Source organism: Nocardioides fonticola, from assembly GCF_039536805.1.
Classification (GTDB): domain Bacteria; phylum Actinomycetota; class Actinomycetes; order Propionibacteriales; family Nocardioidaceae; genus Nocardioides; species Nocardioides fonticola.
The window spans coordinates 19,987-38,789 of sequence record NZ_BAAAZH010000012.1 but is presented as its reverse complement, the minus strand read 5'-3'; the positions used below and the strand labels follow the sequence as shown (position 1 = coordinate 38,789).

15 protein-coding genes and 1 pseudogene are annotated in these 18,803 nt (G+C 68.0%); 9 read left to right on the top strand and 7 right to left on the bottom strand.

What is annotated here, in order from left to right:
• The 7 genes from ABD671_RS07590 to ABD671_RS07560 all read right to left on the bottom strand — a co-directional run bounded on the left by ABD671_RS07590 (position 1) and on the right by ABD671_RS07560 (position 7,972).
• Positions 1 to 1,200, bottom strand: coding sequence for an MlaD family protein (locus tag ABD671_RS07590; protein WP_344732689.1), 1,200 nt, complete (start codon positions 1,198 to 1,200; stop codon positions 1 to 3).
• Between the two features lie 50 nt (positions 1,201 to 1,250).
• On the bottom strand, positions 1,251 to 2,678 hold the full coding sequence (locus ABD671_RS07585) for an MlaD family protein (RefSeq protein WP_344732687.1): 1,428 nt from the start codon (positions 2,676 to 2,678) through the stop codon (positions 1,251 to 1,253).
• An 8-nt stretch (positions 2,679 to 2,686) separates the two neighbouring features.
• On the bottom strand, positions 2,687 to 3,859 hold the full coding sequence (locus ABD671_RS07580; protein WP_344732686.1) for an MlaD family protein: 1,173 nt from the start codon (positions 3,857 to 3,859) through the stop codon (positions 2,687 to 2,689).
• An 83-nt stretch (positions 3,860 to 3,942) separates the two neighbouring features.
• Positions 3,943 to 4,680 (bottom strand): ABC transporter ATP-binding protein, encoded by a 738-nt coding sequence (locus tag ABD671_RS07575; RefSeq protein ID WP_344732685.1) that lies wholly within the window; start codon positions 4,678 to 4,680, stop codon positions 3,943 to 3,945.
• A gap of 76 nt (positions 4,681 to 4,756) precedes the next feature.
• Entirely contained in the window at positions 4,757 to 5,653 is an 897-nt protein-coding gene (locus ABD671_RS07570) for an ABC transporter permease (RefSeq protein ID WP_344732684.1), read from the bottom strand.
• Between the two features lie 7 nt (positions 5,654 to 5,660).
• Positions 5,661 to 6,563: an MlaE family ABC transporter permease gene (locus ABD671_RS07565; RefSeq protein ID WP_344732683.1), complete on the bottom strand. Its 903-nt coding sequence runs from the start codon at positions 6,561 to 6,563 to the stop codon at positions 5,661 to 5,663.
• 215 nt (positions 6,564 to 6,778) lie between these two features.
• The gene (locus tag ABD671_RS07560; RefSeq protein ID WP_344732682.1) at positions 6,779 to 7,972 is read right to left on the bottom strand and encodes a PucR family transcriptional regulator; all 1,194 of its coding nucleotides are present in this window, start codon (positions 7,970 to 7,972) and stop codon (positions 6,779 to 6,781) included.
• Between the two features lie 323 nt (positions 7,973 to 8,295).
• Here ABD671_RS07560 and ABD671_RS07555 point away from each other — a divergent pair, with 323 nt between their 5' ends.
• The 9 genes and pseudogenes from ABD671_RS07555 to ABD671_RS07515 all read left to right on the top strand — a co-directional run.
• On the top strand, positions 8,296 to 9,474 hold the full coding sequence (locus ABD671_RS07555) for a PucR family transcriptional regulator (protein ID WP_344732681.1): 1,179 nt from the start codon (positions 8,296 to 8,298) through the stop codon (positions 9,472 to 9,474).
• A gap of 331 nt (positions 9,475 to 9,805) precedes the next feature.
• Positions 9,806 to 10,126: a 2Fe-2S iron-sulfur cluster-binding protein gene (locus tag ABD671_RS07550; protein ID WP_344732680.1), complete on the top strand. Its 321-nt coding sequence runs from the start codon at positions 9,806 to 9,808 to the stop codon at positions 10,124 to 10,126.
• A 45-nt stretch (positions 10,127 to 10,171) separates the two neighbouring features.
• A pseudogene (locus ABD671_RS07545) lies at positions 10,172 to 11,563 on the top strand (cytochrome P450); the annotation flags it as partial.
• A gap of 25 nt (positions 11,564 to 11,588) precedes the next feature.
• On the top strand, positions 11,589 to 12,857 hold the full coding sequence (locus ABD671_RS07540; protein ID WP_344732678.1) for an NAD(P)/FAD-dependent oxidoreductase: 1,269 nt from the start codon (positions 11,589 to 11,591) through the stop codon (positions 12,855 to 12,857).
• Between the two features lie 89 nt (positions 12,858 to 12,946).
• A complete protein-coding gene (locus ABD671_RS07535; protein WP_344732677.1) occupies positions 12,947 to 14,092 on the top strand; it encodes an acyl-CoA dehydrogenase family protein in 1,146 nt (381 codons plus the stop codon).
• A 146-nt stretch (positions 14,093 to 14,238) separates the two neighbouring features.
• Positions 14,239 to 15,933 carry a PHA/PHB synthase family protein gene (locus ABD671_RS07530; protein WP_344732676.1) on the top strand — a complete coding sequence of 565 codons (1,695 nt, stop codon included), beginning with the start codon at positions 14,239 to 14,241 and terminating at the stop codon, positions 15,931 to 15,933.
• A gap of 29 nt (positions 15,934 to 15,962) precedes the next feature.
• Complete coding sequence (gene phaZ, locus ABD671_RS07525; protein WP_344732675.1) at positions 15,963 to 16,787, top strand: poly(3-hydroxyalkanoate) depolymerase; 825 nt, start codon at positions 15,963 to 15,965, stop codon at positions 16,785 to 16,787.
• A gap of 69 nt (positions 16,788 to 16,856) precedes the next feature.
• Positions 16,857 to 18,437, top strand: a complete 1,581-nt coding sequence (locus tag ABD671_RS07520; protein ID WP_344732674.1) for a long-chain-fatty-acid--CoA ligase — start codon at positions 16,857 to 16,859, stop codon at positions 18,435 to 18,437.
• A gap of 20 nt (positions 18,438 to 18,457) precedes the next feature.
• On the top strand, positions 18,458 to 18,803 hold a 346-nt coding region (locus tag ABD671_RS07515; RefSeq protein ID WP_344732673.1), incomplete at its 3' end, for a hypothetical protein.

Genomic DNA, 18,803 nt, shown 5'->3' with positions numbered 1-18,803 from the left:
TCAGTTCCCTCCCTCGTGGTAGGCCTCGTACGGGCTCGGGTAGGGGTTGCGGGTGGTGAGGGGCGCGCGGATCGGGAGGGTGCCCGACACCGCCGTCAGGCCTGTCACCAGGTCGAGCCGCAGGTAGTGGTTGCCGTTCGGCAGCTTCTGCGACAGGGCATCTGCGAACCAGTCGAAGAACAGGCCGGCGTTGTTGCCGTAGCTGCTGATGGCCTGGAGGGGCTGCTGAGCCCGCACCACAGCCGTCGAGAACTGGGGAGCCAAGGGACGCAGGTCGGATGCGGTATCGGCGAGGCTGCTCACGGCCGGCTCCGCCAGACGCGCGACCGACGGCACCTGACGCAACGTCTTCGTGCCCGAGTTGAGCGTCCGCCGGAGATCTGGCGTCTGTCGCGCCAGGTCCTTGATGCCGGGTCGGAGCACCCGAACGGCGTCGGTCGTGGCGCCGATCGGCTCCTGGAGCTCCGCGAGGGCGGAACGAGCATCCGCCAACGTTCCGGGCGCCCTCAGCAGGACGTTGCGCAACGGCACTCCCTTGTCGACCGCCAAGGAACCCAACACCTCCCCGCTGGAGGTGACCAGCCGGGCGAGTTCATCGCTGCTGCTGCTGATGTGGCGCGACAGCGTGGCAGCGGCATCCAGCGTGGCCGGAAGGTCCGTCTGATCCGAGGCGAGCGTCTCGGAGACCCGGCCGAGGTCGGTCAGCGTGTCCGGCGCGTTCGCGAGGAACTGCGAGAGATCGTCACCATGACCGGAGGCGCCGACTCCGGCGCTCCGCGCGGCCTGCGAGGCGCGCGCCCGCGTCTGCTTGTCGAAGACGTCGAGGAGAGTGTCGAGCTGCTCCTGGCTGCGGGTCCGGCTCAGTGCGAGCGTCTCGGTACCGATGTCTCCGGCGTCCGGCGAGCCGGGCTGCAGGTCGACGTAGGCCTGGCCGAGCGCCGATCGGGCGCGGATCGTGGCGGTCGCATCCTGGTAGACCTTCGCGTCCCCCGGGAGTTGCAGGCGGACGACGGCTCGGGAGTCACCGACCGTGATCTTGTTGACCTGGCCCTCGCGGACACTGTGCACGCGCACGTCGTCACCCACACGGAGCGAGCCGGCGTCGGCGAACTCGACGTTCACGTAGCTGTAGTGCTTGAAGGGCACGCCCTTCTGCACGGTGAACGCGACCAGCAACGCGACGACGAAGGCGATCAGCAAGCCTCCGCCGGAGAGGACGTTCTTCTGGAGCCAGGGGCTGCGTGAGTTCTTCACGACGTCCCTCCCATCAACATGCCGAGCAGGCTGGATTCCTGCTGGAGAGAAAGTCCGGTGGCGCTGTCCTGCTGATCTGCACGAGCGCGCTGTTCCTTGCGACCGAGGAGTCCACCCAGGAGGTTGCCGACCAACGGCAGGTTCCCGGCGACGTCCGGCAGCCCCAGATCGGGGAGACCGAGGTTCGGCAGGTTCGGGACGTTCGGCAGCTGCGGCAGATTCGGCACCTGCGGCGCGAGTGACGTCACGGTGTCCTGATCGACGATGACCTGCACCCGGAAGTAGTGCGACAAGCCGTCCTTGCCGTTGGTCGTCAACGACCAGTAGGTGATGAAGTCGAGGATCCCGCCGAGGTGGTCGGACAGGTCGTTGAGGAACCGCGACCCGTTCTTCGCATCAGCCGCCATCGCGTCGCTACTGCTGTTCAGCTGTGCGACGAGCGGAGCCGCCTCCTTGATGAGCTCGCGTCCCTTCGCCAGCACCGGCTTCAGCGTGGCGATGGCGGGTGCCGCCGCGTCGGAGAAATCGATGGCCTCGCCGGCGATCTGCTGGAGATCGTCGGTGAACGGGCGGGCGGAGCGCAGCGCCGGCGTCGCCTGGTCGGCCAGGCCGGAGAGCCGGGCCAACGTCCGCTGGGCCGTGACGAGGGTGGTCGGGAGCTGGTCGAGGGTGTCGCGGAGCTCGGCCTGCTGGTCCGCCGTGGCCGATAGGAGCTCACCGGCCGAGTCGACCAGCGAGTCCACCGAGGACCCGTTGTTCGTCCCGACCGCGGCGGCGACCGGCTCGAGGGCATCGATGAGCTGGTTCAGGGTGTCGGTCTGTCCGCCGAGGACCGAAACGAGCTCATTGGCCTGCTGCATCGTGGGGGCGAGCTTGTCGACGGCAGCTGCCGCGTTGTCGCCGTTGCCCTGCAGGCCCTCGCCCAGTGTCTGCAGGAGGGCGGAGAGGGCCGTCCCCGTCGGTGCGTCGACGGTGTCGAGCACCTCGTCGAGATCGACGGCACGGGAGACCTGGGAGGCCGGGAAGGTGAACCCGTCCTCAGCGAGTGGAGCCTTCGCCGAACCGGGGTCGAGCTCCAGATAGCGCTCACCCAGCAAGGACACGGGCCGGACCCGCAGGGTGGCATCGGTGTGGATCGGCGTCTCCGGCGACGTCAGGTCGAGGGTCAGTCGGGCGGTGTCGTTGCGCACGACCTCGAGCTTCTTGACCACGCCGATCTTCACACCGAACATCCGCACGTCGTTGCCCTGGATGAGCGCACCTGCGTCGGCGGATTCCGCGTAGAGGGTCAACGCGTCGCCCGATCGACCCATGTCGCTCGCGGAGGTCGTGGTGATCGTCGCGATCAGCACGATGAGCGCGACGGCGATGACACCCGCGGCCGAGCCGCGACGCTTGGCGAAGAATCGACGTCCGGACTTCATGGACTCCCTCATCGGATCTGCTCCCCGGTCGCGTCGGTCCAGGTCTGACCGACATTGCTGCCCGGCAGCGGGCGGTCATTGCGGACGACCCCGGGAGGCGGGCTGTTGAGGACGCCGATCGGTGTCGTCGTTCCTTCTTGGGCCTTGATGCGGGCCACGTGGTACTGCCCGAGGTACTGCTGACCTGCGGATGCCCAGTTGGTGAAGAAGCCGGTGATCTCGGGGGTGTAGGGCCTCAGATAGGACAGAGCAGGGAGCAGCCGCCCCGTGACCGAGTCGATCCGCGGGAGCAATTGGGTGGACGACATCAACAGCTCCGGGGTGATCCCGAGAAGCGTCGACAGGTGGTCCACCGTCGTGCGGGTGCGGCGCAGTGTCGGGTTGAGGTCGCTCAGCAGGGGAGAGACCGACCGGGTGAAGGCCGGGAGCTCCCGTGACGCCGAGGTGAGCTCGGTGAGCAGAGGGTGGGCGACCTCCACCGTCGAGGGCACCTTGCCGAGAGCCTCCTGGGCCCGGTCGAGGGTCGAGGGCAACTCGGCGAGAGCCTGGGAGATCGCGGTGTCGTTGCGAGCGAGATCCGACTGCTGGGCGTCGAGGTTCGAGATCGCCGCCCGGATATCCGAACCGTGCGCATCGAGGATCTGCATCAACCGCGTCGTGCGGGTGACGACGTCCTTGATGGCAGGACCATCGGCTCCGATGCCGCCGAGCACGGCGGACAACGCCTTGACCGCTGGACCGAGCTGCTCGAGCGTGGAGTTGTAGTCGTCGCCCCGGTCCTTGACCGCGCTGTCCAGTGCGATGAGGGTCGATGCCAGCCGGGCCCTGGTCTTGGTGTCGAGGGCAGCCAGGACCTGGTCGATCTCGACCCGGTCCTGCCCCCGGACCATGGCACCGTCCGGCAGCGCCTTCGCATCGGCCGGACCGGGGTCGAGCTGGATAATGCGCTCTCCCAGGGTCGCCTTCCACTCGATACGCGCCGTCGTCCCCTCAGGGACGTCTGCGTAGTCGTCGTTGAGGGAAACCGTGATGACGGCCTGGCCGTCCCTCGCCTCGAGGTCGGTCACCTTGCCGGCGTCGAACCCGTCGACCTGGACCTTGAGGCCCTTCACGATGCCCGGAGCAGCGGGAAAGACCAGCTTGAGCTCGTGTCCACCGCTATCGGAGCCACGCAGGGTCATCGCTGCGAGGAGGACGACGACGAGCGCGGTGATTCCGAGGATGAGTGGGTGACGCGGAGAACGAGCGGAGTGCAGCGAAGCCATCAGTCCATCCCGAGCGGGCCGGCGGAGTCGCCGGCGAGGAACTGGCGCACGAACGGGTCGTCGCTGCTGAAAGCCTCTTCGGTCGGTCCGTAGTGGATCCGCTTGCCCTGCCACACCAGCGCGACGTAGTCACTCACCGAGCGGGCGGTCGGAATGTTGTGGGTCACCAGGACGTAGGTGCCCCCGTGTTCGGCGTGCACCTGGAGGATCAGGTCGTTCAGCAGGGAGGTGCGCACAGGATCAAGACCGGAATCGGGCTCGTCGAAGAGGACCACGTCGGGGTTCAGGACGAGCGCCCGGGCGAACCCGGCGCGCTTGCGCATGCCGCCGGACACCTCGTTCGGGAACTTGCCGAGGGCGGAGTCGAGGCCGACCTCGCCCAGCCGCTGGAGGACGATGTCGCGGATCTCGTCCTCGCTCTTGTCGGTGTGCTTGCGCAGGGGGAACGCGACGTTGTCGAACATGTTCATCGAGCCGAAGAGTGCGCCGTCCTGGAACAGGACGCCGTAGCGCTGACGCATGGCGTACTTCTCCGTCCGCGACATCCGGGAGAGGGGCGTCCCGAAGAAGACGATCTCGCCGGCGTCGGGCTCGAGGAGACCGACCATGTGCTTGAGCAGCACCGACTTGCCGGTGCCCGAGGGGCCGAGCACGGTGGTGATCGACCCCTGCTTGAAGTCGAGGTCCAGGCCCTGGAGGACCTTGAAGCTACCGAAGGCCTTCTCGACTCCTCGCACTTCGACGGCGTTTCCGGAAGCTGGCTGCCTCTCCGAGAGAGGGTTGTGCACAACCGCAGTCACAGGTGTGATCCTTCTAATTCGCGATGGGGGCATTGGGCGACAGGCCCCAGAACAGCTGGGTCCCGAGCAGGCCGATGAGGTGCACGAGCACCATGTTGATGATCATCGAGCGCGCGGTGGCGCGGCCGACGCCCACGGGCCCGCCGCTGGCCGTGTAGCCGAAGTAGCAGCCGACGAAGATGATGACCGTGCCCATCGCCATGATCTTGATGAGCGAGAACAGCAGGTCGCCTGGTGATTGATAGAGCCAGAAGATGAAGGAGTAGCCGCCTGGCGAGACGCTCGCGAGTTGGTCGACCACCACGAGCTTCTCGGCGAGGAACATCAGCGCGAGACCGACGATGTAGAGGAACGGCATGGCGATCCAGCCGCCCACCACGCGGGTGGCGACGAGGTAGGTCATCGAGTCGACGCCCATGACCTCGACGGCGTCGATCTCCTCCGAGATGCGCATGGATCCGAGTTCCGCCACCAGACCGCATCCGACCTTCGCGGCCAGGATGTAGCCCCACATGTAGGGGCCCATCTCGCGAAGACCGCACCAGGCGGTGAAGATGCCCGAGTAGAGGGGAGCACCGATCTGCTTGAGGGTGTAGGCGCCTTCGATGCCGCATTGGGCGCCGATGACGAACTCCATCAGGAAGATGACGAGCCCGCTGGAGACCACCAGGATCGCTGCCTGTCGGATCACCTCGGTGGGGTAGAGCCGCAGGCCTGGCATGGCGCGGAACGTGGCCATCGAGAACTTGAAGATCTCGCCGAAGGTCTCGAACAGCCCCCACGCCTGCTGGCGGATGCTGCCGATTGTGATGTCGACGCCATCGGACTGGTAGTGGGCGTTGGAGCCCTGTGAGGAGCTCGTGCCGGGAGCCGGCTGGTGCTCGACGCTCGGTCGGTCTGCGACGGTCATCGGCCCATCACCTCGCGACCTGGATGCCGGGGTAGAGCCCGAGCAGCGTGGCGGTGAAGACGTAGTTGAAGATCCAGATCACGGCGAAGCTGATGACGACGGCCTGGTTCACGGCCCGGCCCACGCCGATCGCCCCGCCCTTCGCGTTGAGACCCTTGTAGCAGCAGATGATCCCGACGAAGAACCCGAAGAGCGTGGTCTTGATCAGGCTGCCGAGCAGGTCCTGCGTCGAGGCGTTCGAGAAGAAGTTCGCGATGAAGGCGCCGGGCGTGGCGTCCAGGATCGGCACCGCGGCGATGAAGCCGCCGATCACGCCGCAGCAGAGGGCGAAGATGTCGAGGAGGCCGGTCATCAGCGTGACGGCGATGACGCGAGGGACGACCAGGGTGCGGATCGGATCGATACCGAGCACCTCGAGTGCGTCGAGCTCCTCACGGATGCGCCGCGCGCCGAGGTCGGCGGTGAACGCGGTCCCGACAACGCCGGCGACGATCATCGCGTTGATCCACGGTGCGAACTCCCGCACGCTCGCCATGATGAAGAAGGAGCCCAGCCGCTCCGGGATTCCGAAGAGGCTGTAGATGTTGCCGCCCTGCAGACCCGGGGCACCCAGGCCGAACGCGATGCACGACACCGCCATGGGGATGACGCACAGGCGGAGGATCGCAAACATCTGATCGCGGACGTCGCCCCAGTAGCCCCGGGGGTGACGGACCGCCGACCCGATGACCACACCGGCCAGCGACATCATCTCGCCGGTCTCGGTGAGCGCAGCGAGGAGCGGGTTGGCCCCCTTGCGCTTCTCCGGACCAGCAGGCTGCGGAGTGCCGGGGGCGACAGTGGGGGCGACGTCCTCTCGGAGTGTGCCGGGTGGTGTTGTGACCGTGGAATCGCTGATCTGTTCAGTCACGATCGACCCCCAATCTCGGGATGTCTCGGTGGGTTAGCTGGGAGGAACCAAGCATGACCTCATGTGACGTCGATCTCTCTGGGCGTTGAGCACAAGGTTGCGACGCAACCTTGTCGGTGTCGCCCAGTCGGTGTCGTCATGCCGTCGCAGGCGACGACACGACACCGTTCGGAGTGCCGCGGCACAGCGCGACCACCCCGCTCAGACGGCTGGCATCAGCCGTGCTGGTGACTCCAGCGACAGATGCTGAGAGCCAACTGGAGGGCGAGGGTGTCGTCTCCGAGATCGCCTCCCACCTGCTCCATCGCCTGGGTGACCCGGTAGTGCACCGTGTTGCGGTGGACGTGGAGACGGCTGGCTGCCACGTGGTAGCTGCGGTTGGACTCGAGATAGACGAGCAGGGTCTCCCTGAGCTCCCGGCATCGAGGGTCGAGGGAGGCGAGATCACCGAGCGTCTCGGCGACGAACGTGCGGACCTCGTCGGCATTCTCGGTCAAGAGCGCCATCGGAGCGACTTCGGCGTGCGTCAGCACCTGGGGCGCCTTCATGCCGGCCCCGACGGCCAGGGACTTGATCTTGCGGGCCGAGTCGGCCGAGCTGCGGAATCCCGCCACGCCGCGTCGTCGGGCGCCGATCGCCAACCGGACGGGGCTGCCCGCCTCCAGCAGATCGGCCTCCAGACGCCGGGGATCGACGGAGAAGGAATCGGGGACCGACAACCAGATGCGGACCTGGGTGGAGTCGGTCGGGACGCTGAGGTACTCACCGCGCAGGTGCGTGGCGGTGCGCAGTATCGCGACGGCGCGATCGAAGTCGCCGAGCATGCCTGCGCCGTCCTGGTCGCCGGGCAGCCATGCCTCGACCGCGACGTGCCAGGCGTCCAGTCGGTAGCGAAGTGCTGCCTCTGCGCGTGCGATGTCGGGGTTGTCTCCGCCCAGCAGTTCTCCCACCCAGTGCTGCCTCTGCGCCGCCTTGCTCCCGACCCACAGCTCGCGTTCGACCTCGTAGGCATTGGCGACCTGGTCGGACATGCGGTCGATGTAGAGGGCGACTGCGCGGACCAGATCGAGGGCGCTGGTGCCGAGGTCGGTCTTCGACTCCCGGGTGAGTTCCAAGATCCCCTCGACGAACCTGGTCTGACCGAGGCGGTAGGCCCGGAGGAGCACGGTGATCGGGACCTCGCGCTGGGCGAGGATGCGCGCGTGTTCGATGCCGGCGGTCGGTGCATCGATCGTGTCGAGCCTGGAACCCAGCGCGATCGCGTGCATGCATGCAGAGACGTTCTCGGTGGCCGCTGCCGCCAGGAGCGACCTCAGCCGTGCATCGTTGGCGAACTCCGGGATCGACTCCAAGATGGCATTCACCACGTCGTTGGTGAGGGCCTCTCGGTGCGGGAGGATCTCGCGCACCAGGTACTTCAGCTCGGTCATCTGGCCCGGGCCACCTTTCTACCGCCCAGGACGGCGGCTCCGCCGGAGGCGACGAGCACTGTAACGCCGTCGCCCGCCTCCCCTAGCCGTCGTCTCGCGCGACTCGGTAGGTCGGACAGGGTTCGTGCGCCCAAGACCAGGGACCAGCTTTGTGCTCGGCGCCAGAGGGCGGGCCGTGGTTCTCGGGATAGAACTGACGCCCCAGCACCAGGATGTACGCGAAAGGCGGCGCGATGGTTTCCGGAGCGCCGTTCGACCAGTGGGTCCCCGGCTACGTCGCCAGCGAACTCAGACCGACGGCCATGGCCACGTGGGTCGACCGCACCCGACGTGCCATCGACTCCGAGCTGCCGGACCTGACGACGAAACACTCGTTGAACGAGGTCCTCACGTCCGCAGTGCACGACCACTGGGTCGCGTTCCTGACAGCGTTGTCGAGACCCGATCTGGAGTTCTCGCTGGTCCCGTCCGCTCGCACGCTGGCCGAACAGGTCGCCGCGCGACAACTGCCGGTGGAGACGCTCCTGACGATCTACCGCGCCGCACGCAACGAGACCTGGAAGTACGCCGTGGAGACGGCGCATCGTCCTACCGACTCGACGCTGGGGACGGCAGACCTCCTCATCCAGCTGTGGGACCGCGCCAGCCAGTGGATCGATCTCAGCCTCAGTGCGTCGATCGAGGTCTACCACGGGGCGCGAGCACAACTGCGCCGCAACGCCAGCGCGCGACTCTTCGACGTCGTGAGGAACATCCTCCACGACGGCAGCGCCGTGGACGTCCGCATCGCCTCCCAGGAACTCGGTGGCTACCCCCTGAGCTCGATCAACACAGCGCTCGTCCTCAGCACGTCGCGACCGGGCCCTCAGTCGAACATCCGGGACGCCGCGGCGGCGATCGCATCGTGTCTCAAGGGCTCGAGCCTGGTCGTCGAACCCGGCGGCACGGAGCTCTGGGTGTGGGTGGCGACTCGCGGTCGTCCGGACCACGGCGCACTCGAGAGCCTCACGAAGACCTTGCATGCCGGTGCGATCCACGCCGCCGTCGGAACGGCCTCGGCGGGCATCGGGGGGTTCGCGTTGTCGCATCGGGAGGCCCTCCGTGCACAGGAGATCGCGCAGCGCCAGGAGCCGCCGCCCGCTCTCACGAGGTTCGAGCACGTCGCGTTGATGTCCCTCCTCGGGTGTACTCCCGATCTCGACCGGTTCGTCCAGCGCACCATCGGCCCGTTAGCGGCTGCCGGCGCCCCGACGGCACGGATGCGTGAAACGCTCGCCGCCGTCCTCGAGGCCGGTTCGACCGAGGTCGCGGCTCAGCGTCTGCGGGTGCATCGCAACACGGTGCGCTATCGGATGGACCAGATCGAGGCCCTGCTGCCACCCGGCGCAGACGACCAGCGCGCCGAGACCGCGATCGCGCTCCGCCACGTCCGGCTGTTCCATCCGGCCGGCCTCACCACGCCGTCGGACCTGGCGCCGTGATCTCGTTCCGCTCGAAGCGCCTCTGACGACGGGCTAGTGCACCAAGCACGACGGCCGGCTCGGCCGTCGCGCGGCGACAGACCGAGGTGCGACCGCGGCATGAGGTCGGACAGGCCTCCGCCACGTGACTTGGAGCACAAGCCCGCTCGTCGTTTCTAGGCAACACGCACTAGCGACAGGAGGCGGCTCGCTCACAGTCTTGGGGGACGCCGACGACGCGGTCCAGTGCCGCCGATCGTCGAGCTGGCGCTACCGCAGCCACCGCGCACCGTCACCCCACGACAGTGCGCGCGCGGTCGGAGCTGGTCCTCGGTCCTAGGAAGGAACACCCATGGCAACTGTCACTTTCGTCGAGAGCGACGGCACCTCGCACGAGGCGGATCTCGTCGAGGGCGAGTCGCTCATGCAGATCGCGACCGGGAGTGCGATCCCCGGCATCGACGGTGACTGCGGCGGTGAGGCCGCGTGCGGAACCTGCCACGTCATCGTGTCGGACGAATGGGTCACCACCACCGGGAAGGCGACCCCCGTGGAGACCCAGATGCTCGATATGTCGCCCGAGTGCTCACCGAACTCCCGCCTGGCCTGCCAGATCGTCGCCGCGAAGGCCATGGACGGTCTCACGCTGCGCCTCCCCGAATTCCAGATGTAGCTCGCCACCATCCCCACTCCCATCAAGACAGGCACGGAACATTCCATGGACACCAAGGACAGCGTTCTCGAACGCGCGAAGAGCAAGGTGCAGACCACCATCCAGGGATCGGTCCCTGTGGAGAAGCAGGTCCAGGCCGCGCACCTCCTGGAGAAGGCCAAGCGACTCGTCGGTAGGAACGAGCCTCTGGTGTTCACCGAGCAGGCCCTCCCCGACGCGGCGGACGTCCCGCTGACCGAGATCGACGTCAGCAACCCGTTCCTGTTCCGGCAGGGCAAGTGGCACTCGTACTTCAAGCGTCTTCGGGACGAGGCTCCGGTGCACTACCTCGCCGACAGCCCCTTCGGCCCGTTCTGGTCGGTCACGCGTTACGCCGACATCCGCTCGATCGACAACAACGCCGACGACTTCTCCGCCTCGCCCGACATCATCGTCGGCGACGTGCCGCTCGACATCGAGATGTTCATCGCGATGGACCCGCCGAAGCACGACCAGCAGCGCAAGGCGGTGCAGGGCGTCGTCGCTCCGAAGAACCTCAAGGAGATGGAGGCGCTCATCCGCAGCCGGATCGCGGAGGTGCTCGACAACCTCCCGACCGACCGGCCCTTCGACTGGGTCGACCGCGTCTCCATCGAGATCACCGGCCGCATGCTCGCGACGCTGCTCGACTTCCCCTACGAGGAGCGACGCAAGCTCACCTACTGGTCCGACACGATCAGCGGCATCGCCGAGGCGACCGGTGGGTCCACCCACCAGGACGAGTTCTTCGAGGCGACCCGCCAGCTGGCCGTGAGCTTCATGTCGCTGTGGCACGACAAGGCGGCGCGGCTCGAGCGGGGCGAGGAGCCCGGCTTCGACCTGATCACCCTGATGCAGACCTCCGAGGACACCAAGGACATCATCAAGCGGCCCCTGGAGTTCCTCGGCAACCTGACCCTGCTGATCGTCGGCGGGAACGACACCACCCGCAACTCGATGTCGGGCGGCGTCCTGGCCCTGCACCAGAACCCGGACCAGTTCGAGAAGCTCAAGGCCAACCCCTCGGTGATCCCCAACATGGTCTCGGAGATCATCCGGTGGCAGACACCGCTGGCCTACATGCGCCGCGTCGCGACCCGCGACCTCCACTTCGGCGGACAGTTCATCCGCAAGGGCGACAAGGTCCTCATGTGGTACGCCTCCGGCAACCGGGACGAGCGCCAGTTCGACAACCCCGACGAGTTCATCATCGATCGTGCGAACGCTCGCAACCACATGTCCTTCGGGTTCGGCGTGCACCGGTGCATGGGCAACCGCCTGGCCGAGATGCAGCTGCGCATCCTGTGGGAGGAGCTGCTCGAGCGCTTCGACCGCATCGAGGTCGTCGGTGAGCCGGAGTACGTGCAGTCCAACTTCGTCAGGGGCTACTCCAAGATGATGGTCAAGCTCACGCCCGTGTCGCACCTCGCCTGAGGGGCCGACCGTGGACGCGATCGAGACGGACGACCAGATCGGCGGGCGGGTCGTCATCGTCGGCGCCGGCCACGCCAGCGCCCAGCTGTGCGCCAGCCTGCGCCAGGAGGGCTGGACGGGAGGGATCGAGCTCATCGGCAGCGAGCCCTCGCTCCCGTACCAGCGCCCGCCCCTGTCGAAGGCCTACCTCGCAGGCAAGGCCGACCTCGACGAGCTGTTGATCCGTCGACCCGACTTCTACGCCAAGCAGGGGGTGACGTTCCGCAACGCCCACGTCACCGCGATCTCGCCGGACCGGCACGAGGTCACGACCGATGACGGGACCCGCATCGGCTACGACAAGCTCGTCCTCTGCACCGGAGCGCGCCCCCGCAGGCTGGACCTGCCGGGGGCGGGCCTGGCCGGCGTCCACTACCTGCGCGAGGTCGCCGACGTGGAGGCCATCCGCGAGAGTGCCCGCGATGCTCACCATGCCGTGATCATCGGCGCCGGCTACATCGGCCTGGAGACAGCAGCGTCCCTGCGCGCCCTCGGCATCGGCGTCACGGTGCTCGAGGCGGCCGGCCGCGTGCTCGAGCGGGTCACCGCACCCGAGGTGTCGGACTTCTACGAGCGCGTCCACCGCGAGGAGGGCGTCGACCTCCGCGTCGGCGTCGGCGTCGCGGAGATCGAGGGTCGGGAGAGGGTCGACGGCGTCCGCCTCACCGACGGCGTCCGTATCGACGCCGACCTCGTCATCCTCGGCATCGGAGTGGTTCCCAACGTGGAACTCGCCGAGGAGGCGGGCCTGGCGGTGGGCGACGGGATCGTCATCGACCCGCACGGTCGGACGAGCGATCCCGACATCCTCGCGGCCGGCGACTGCGCCACCTACGTCGATGCGCGCTACGAGCGCCGTCTGCGCATCGAGTCCGTACCCAACGCGGTGGAGCAGGCCAAGTCCGTCGCCGCGAGCATCTGCGGCAACGACCGCCCCATCTCGGCACTGCCGTGGTTCTGGTCGGATCAGTACGACCTCAAGCTGCAGATCGCCGGCCTCAACATCGGGTACGACGAGGTGATCCTGCGCGGCGATCCGACCCGGGACCGCGCCTTCGCCTGCTTCTACCTCGCGCAGGGCCGCCTCATCGCCGCCGACTGCGTCAACCGACCGCAGGAGTTCGCATTCAGCAAGAGGGCCATCGCGGAGGGCCTCGCGCCCGACCGCCGGGCGTTGGCCGATCCCGAGGCCTCGCTGAAGGCACTGCTGGACCCCGCGCCTGCGCACAGCGCGCGCTGACCCGCCAGGCGAGGCCCGGAGCACCGGTCGCGGAGATCCCTCCGCGACCGGTGCCCTTCCCCCATGTTCGAGTGAGACGAAAAGGTGACATGAAGCGCGAGATCTACGACGAGGACCACGAGGCGTTCCGCAGCAGTGTGCGGGAGTTCCTGGAGCGGTCGGTCATCCCCCACGTCGAGGAGTACGCCACCGACAAGGCGATCCCGCGTGAGTTCTGGCTCGAGGCCGGCAAGCAGGGCTTCCTCGGCCTGGAGATCCCCGAGGAGTACGGCGGCGCCGGCGCCGGCGACTACCGCTTCAACGCGGTCGCCGCCGAGGAGATGAACAAGGTAAACGCCGCCCTCGGCTCGTGCTGGGGCATCCACGCCGACATCACCGCCCCGTACATCGTGGCGCTGGGCACCGAGGAGCAGAAGCAGCGCTGGCTCCCCGGCGTCGCGGCCGGCGAGATCCTGCTGGCCATCGGCATGACCGAGCCCTCCGGCGGCTCCGACCTCGCCGCCTTGAAGACCACCGCCGTCAAGGACGGCGACGACTGGGTGATCAACGGGTCGAAGACCTTCATCACCAACGGCTACTCCGCCGACATCGTCGTCACCGCCGTGCGCACCAGCCCGGAGAAGAAGGCGCGCGGCATCACGCTGTTCGCGATCCCCTCCGACGCCCCGGGCTTCAGCCGTGGCCGCAAGCTCGACAAGGTCGGCCAGGACGAGTCCGACACCGCCGAGCTGTTCTTCGAGAACGTGCGCCTGGGTGACGACCACATCATCGGCGAGCTCGACGGCGGCTTCATCCACATGATGCAGAAGCTCCCGCAGGAGCGTCTGGGCTGCGCGATCTCCAACATCGCCCACGCCAAGCAGATCCTCATCGAGACCCTGCAGTACACCAAGGACCGCCAGGCCTTCGGCGTCCCGATCGGCACCTTCCAGCACTCGAAGTTCCTGCTGGCCGAGCTGTTCACCCAGATCGAGGTCTCCGAGGCCTACCTCGACCAGTGCGTCGTCGCCCACGACAAGGGCGAGCTCACCCCGGTCGACGCCGCCAAGGCCAAGTGGTGGACCAGCCAGATCCAGAACGACGTGCTCGACCACTGCGTGCAGCTGCACGGCGGCTACGGGTTCATGAACGAGTACCGCGTCGCCCGCGCCTGGCGCGACGCCCGCGTCTCCAAGATCTGGGCCGGCTCCAACGAGATCATGAAGGAGCTCATCGGCCGCGACCTCGGCCTCTGAGCCTCGCCACGCCAGGGGATCCGGGGCTGGACGATGTGCCCGATGCACAACCGGAGCAAGCGGCGTGTGGCCGGCTGCATGAGCGCTCGCGGATACGGCGCCGACACAATCCAGACTGCAGTCGAGCGGACGAGGAGGAGCAAGTGGTGAACGCACCGGACCACGTCGATCCCGAGCCGAGCCCCGCCCTCGAGCACAGTCTCGCTCTGGATGTGATGCTCATCCGTGCCGCCGTCGGCGCCGGACGATCCGTCCCCGCCCCGGAGATCCTCTCGTGGGGCGGGCAGCTGGTGCGTCGGCCCCGAGCGACCGGTCGCCGACTCGCGGACCTGGCCCGCGATGCCGGACGCATCGGGCTCGGGACGGCGCCGCCGGCACCGGCGGACCGCCGGTTCTCCGATCGGGCGTGGTCGTCGAACGGCGCCTACCGTCGGTGGGTGCAGCTGCACCACGCGACGCACCGGACGGCGCACCGTCTCCTCGAGGATGCGGCCCTCGACGACCGCGCGACCGAGAAGCTGAGCCTCCTCGTCGACAACGTCGCCAGCGCGTTGGCGCCGTCCAACAGCCCGCTCAATCCCGCCGCGATCAAAGAGGCGCTCGACACCGGCGGCGCCTCGATCCTGCGCGGGCTGCGCAACTTCGTCGAGGACATGTCCAGCGCACCGCGCATCCCGATGATGGTCGACCGGTCCGCGTTCGAGGTCGGACGCAACCTGGCCGTCACGCCCGGCCACGTGGTGCGCCGCACCGAGCTCTACGAGCTGATCCAGTACGGCGCCTCGACCGAGCGGGTGTACGCGACGCCGCTCCTGATGGTGCCGCCCACCATCAACAAGTACTACGCACTCGACCTCGCTCCCGGTCGCAGCGTGATCGAGTACCTCGTCGCGGCCGGCTTCCAGGTCTTCGCCGTCTCGTGGCGCAACCCGACGTCGCGCCACGCCGCCCTGGGTCTGGACGCCTACGTCGAGGCGGTCATCGACGCCCTCGGCACGACCCGAGCTATCAGCGGGTCATCCAGCACCTCCGCCTGGGGCACCTGCTCCGGTGGGATCATCACGGCCGTCGCGGCCGCCTACCTCGCAGCCAAGGGTCGTGGCGGCGAGGTCGAGACCCTGACCCTGCCGGTGACCCTGTTGGACCAGCAGGTCGAAGGATCCTCGCGGGTCCTCCTCGACGCGGACCTGGCCGGCCTGGCCACGACGCGCTCGGCCAGGAAGGGCTACCTCGACGGCGCAGCCCTCTCCGAGGTGTTCGCTTGGCTCCGCCCCGACGACCTCGTCTGGCGCTACTGGGTGAACAACTACCTCATGGGGCGCAGGCCGCCTGCCTTCGACCTCCTGTACTGGAACGCAGACTCCACCCGGATGCCAGCGGCGCTGCACCGGGACTTCATCGACCTGGCACTCCACAACAGACTCGTCGAGGCTGGCTCACTGCGCTGCCAGGGAACACCCATCGACCTCGGCCAGGTCACCGTCGACGCCTTCGTCATCGGCGCGGCAGCCGATCACATCACGCCCTGGCAGTCCTGCTACCGCTCGACGCAGCTCCTCGGCGGCAAGACGGAGTTCGTGCTGTCGAACAGCGGCCATGTCGCCGCCCTGGTGAACCCGCCCGACAACCCCAAGGCGCAGTACGAACGCGCCGTGGACACCCCCGCCGATCCCGACGCCTTCCGCGCTTCCGCTGAGCACCACACCGGCTCGTGGTGGCCCGCGTACTCGGCATGGCTGACCGCCCGCAGCGGCGACCTCGTGCCCGCACCGCAGCAGGCCGGAGACCCGGATCACCCGCCGCTGTGCGCAGCGCCCGGCACGTACGTGCACGAGAAGTGATGACACCTTCCACATCTGAGGACGGAACCGTGGCTGCCGCCCACGTCGATCCGGAGACGACCACGAGGACGGTCTTCGGGCACCGTGTACGAGTCAGCCATCGACCGGGCGTGCAGAGCGATCAGGTCCCGCTGGTGTTGCTCAATGGGATCGGCGCCCGCCTCGAACTCCTGACGCCGTTCGTCGATCAGCTCGATGCGCGCATCCCGGTCATCCGTTTCGACGTCCCCGGGGTAGGCGGATCGGCACCGCCGAAGACCCTCTACCGCTTCTCCGGCATGGCGACGCTCGTGCGCAGGCTCGTGCGGCAGATCGGCTACGAACGGGCCGATGTGCTCGGCATCTCCTGGGGCGGAGGCTTGGCCCAGCAGCTCGCCTGGCAACACCCACGGTTCTGCCGGCGCCTCGTCCTCTGCGCGACCGCCACCGGATCGCTGATGATCCCCGCGGGCCCGGAGGTGCTCTCGAAGATGGTCACACCTCATCGCTATCGGGACCCCGGATATGCCGCACAGATCGCTCCTCAGATCTACGGCGGCGCGATGCGTGACCGGCCGGAACTCGCGGCTCGCATCCTCGGCGCCGAGCCCGGCGTCGGCAGTCGATGGGGATACGCGAGCCAACTGCTCGCCGGCGCCGGCTGGACGAGCCTCCCCCTCCTGCCGTTCATCCGGCAGCGGACGTTGCTGCTGGCCGGCGATGACGACCCGATCATCCCCCTGATGAACGCTCGCCTGATGGGCACCCTGCTCCCCCGGTCCGAGACCCACGTCTATCCGGACGGACACCTCGGACTCGTCACGAGCGCGGCCGAGCTCGGCCCCCTCGTCTCCGAGTTCCTCCTTCGTCCCTGACGACCGTTTCCCCCGCCCCGGGGACTTCTCACGACACTCCCCGAACCACTCACACAGGAGCCACCACCCGTGACCGACTACAACCTCGCGAGCCTCCTCGAGGAGACCGCCGCCGCCCACCCCGAGCGCGACGCGATCGTCTTCGGAGACACCCGACTGACCTATGCCGCGGTCAACGCCGCCGCGAACAAGGTGGCCAACCTGCTGGCCGCCCGCGGCATCGAGCACGGCGACAAGGTCGCGCTCTCCTGCGTCAACATCCCGTGGTTCACGGTCGTGTACTACGGCATCCTCAAGGCCGGAGCGACGGTCGTCCCGCTCAACGTGCTGCTGAAGGGTCGCGAGGTGGCCTACCACCTGGACGACTCCGACGCGAAGGCCTACTTCTGCTTCCAGGGCACCCCCGAGCTGACCATCGGCGCCGAGGGCTTCGCCGGCTTCAACGAGGCCGAGAAGTGCGAGCACTTCTTCGTCATCACCGCCGACCCCGCCGCGCCGTCCCCGATCGAGGGCGCCGAGACCATGGGCGCCGCGCTCGCAGATCAGGCGCCGGTCTTCGAGACCGTCGACACCGACGAGGACGACACCGCAGTCATCCTCTACACCTCCGGCACCACCGGGCAGCCCAAGGGCGCCGAACTGCGGCACCGCAACATGCGCGACAACGCCGCTCTGGGCGCCAGCCTCTTCGGCGCGAAGATCGAGGAACCCGACACCCTGCTCTGCGTCCTGCCGCTGTTCCACTCCTTCGGTCAGACCGTCATCCAGAACGGTGGCTTCCTCTACGGCGGAACCGTGGTGATGCTGCCGCGCTTCGAGGCCGGGCCCGCTCTGCAACTGATGGCGAAGGAGAAGGTCACCTTCTTCGCCGGCGTCCCGACGATGTACTGGGGCCTGCTCAGTGCTCTCGACGGCGCCGGCATCGACGTCGAAGCCGTGGCAGCCACGGTGCGGGTCGCGGTCGCCGGCGGCTCCGCGCTTCCCATGGAGGTGCACAGGGCCTTCGAGAAGCGCTTCGGTGTCACGATCCTCGAAGGCTATGGCCTCTCGGAGACCTCCCCGGTCGCATCCTTCTCCCGGCTCGGCGCCCCGATCCGGGTCGGTTCGATCGGCACGCCGGTGCCGGGAGTCGAGATGAAACTGCTCCGGCCCGACACCTGGGACGAGGCTCAGCCGGCTGAAGGCCAGTCGGCTGACGAGGTCGTCGGCGAGATCGCGATCAAGGGCCACAACATCATGAAGGGCTACTACGGCCGACCCGAGGCCACCGCAGACGCGATCAAGGACGGATGGTTCCGCTCCGGCGACCTCGCCCGCCGCGACTCCGACGGCTGGTACTACATTGTCGACCGCTCCAAGGACATGATCATCCGCGGCGGCTTCAACGTGTACCCGCGGGAGATCGAGGAAGTGCTCCTCACCCACCCGGCGGTCTCGCTCGCGGCGGTCATCGGCGTCCCCCACGAGAGCCACGGCGAGGAGGTCAAGGCGGTCGTCATCCTCGAACCCGGGGCGGACGTGACGGCCGAGGAGATCGTCGCCTGGGGCAAGGAGCAGATGGCTGCCTACAAGTACCCGCGCGTCGTGCAGATCGTCGAGGAATTGCCGATGACGGCGACCGGCAAGATCCTCAAGCGCAAGCTGTCCTGACCTCTTCTGAGCAGACGCTGATGCAGACGCAGACCCTCGGGGTCAGCCGAGTGGAGCCACTCGATCAGGCCGACGGATCAATGGACGGAGCGTCGCCGTCACGCGAACGCATCTACGGCTGTCCGGATCTTCAGACGGCCTTCACAGCGGCGACGGTGCTGCGTCGCCTGGGCCTGATCGCCGAAGCCGACATCGGCGTGGCCGGTTGGCCCTCGGCGGTGCGGGTCTGGGTCGAACCGGGCACCACCGATGCCGCGATAGTCCGACGGTTCACGGCGACGACCTGGTCGCAGTTGCATCGGGCGCCCATCAACAAGCACGCGCGCGTATCGGTGCAGGTACTCGCTCCTCGATCGGCCCGCGGCA

Bases quoted from the DNA above. Each gene is read 5' to 3' on its own strand.
- ABD671_RS07555 (WP_344732681.1), top strand. From the start codon at position 8,296: ATGGCCACGTGGGTCGACCGCACCCGACGTGCCATCGACTCCGAGCTG.
- ABD671_RS07535 (WP_344732677.1), top strand. From the start codon at position 12,947: ATGAAGCGCGAGATCTACGACGAGGACCACGAGGCGTTCCGCAGCAGT.
- ABD671_RS07585 (WP_344732687.1), bottom strand. From the start codon at position 2,678: ATGAAGTCCGGACGTCGATTCTTCGCCAAGCGTCGCGGCTCGGCCGCG.
- ABD671_RS07570 (WP_344732684.1), bottom strand. From the start codon at position 5,653: ATGACCGTCGCAGACCGACCGAGCGTCGAGCACCAGCCGGCTCCCGGC.
- ABD671_RS07580 (WP_344732686.1), bottom strand. From the start codon at position 3,859: ATGACCCTGCGTGGCTCCGATAGCGGTGGACACGAGCTCAAGCTGGTC.
- ABD671_RS07550 (WP_344732680.1), top strand. From the start codon at position 9,806: ATGGCAACTGTCACTTTCGTCGAGAGCGACGGCACCTCGCACGAGGCG.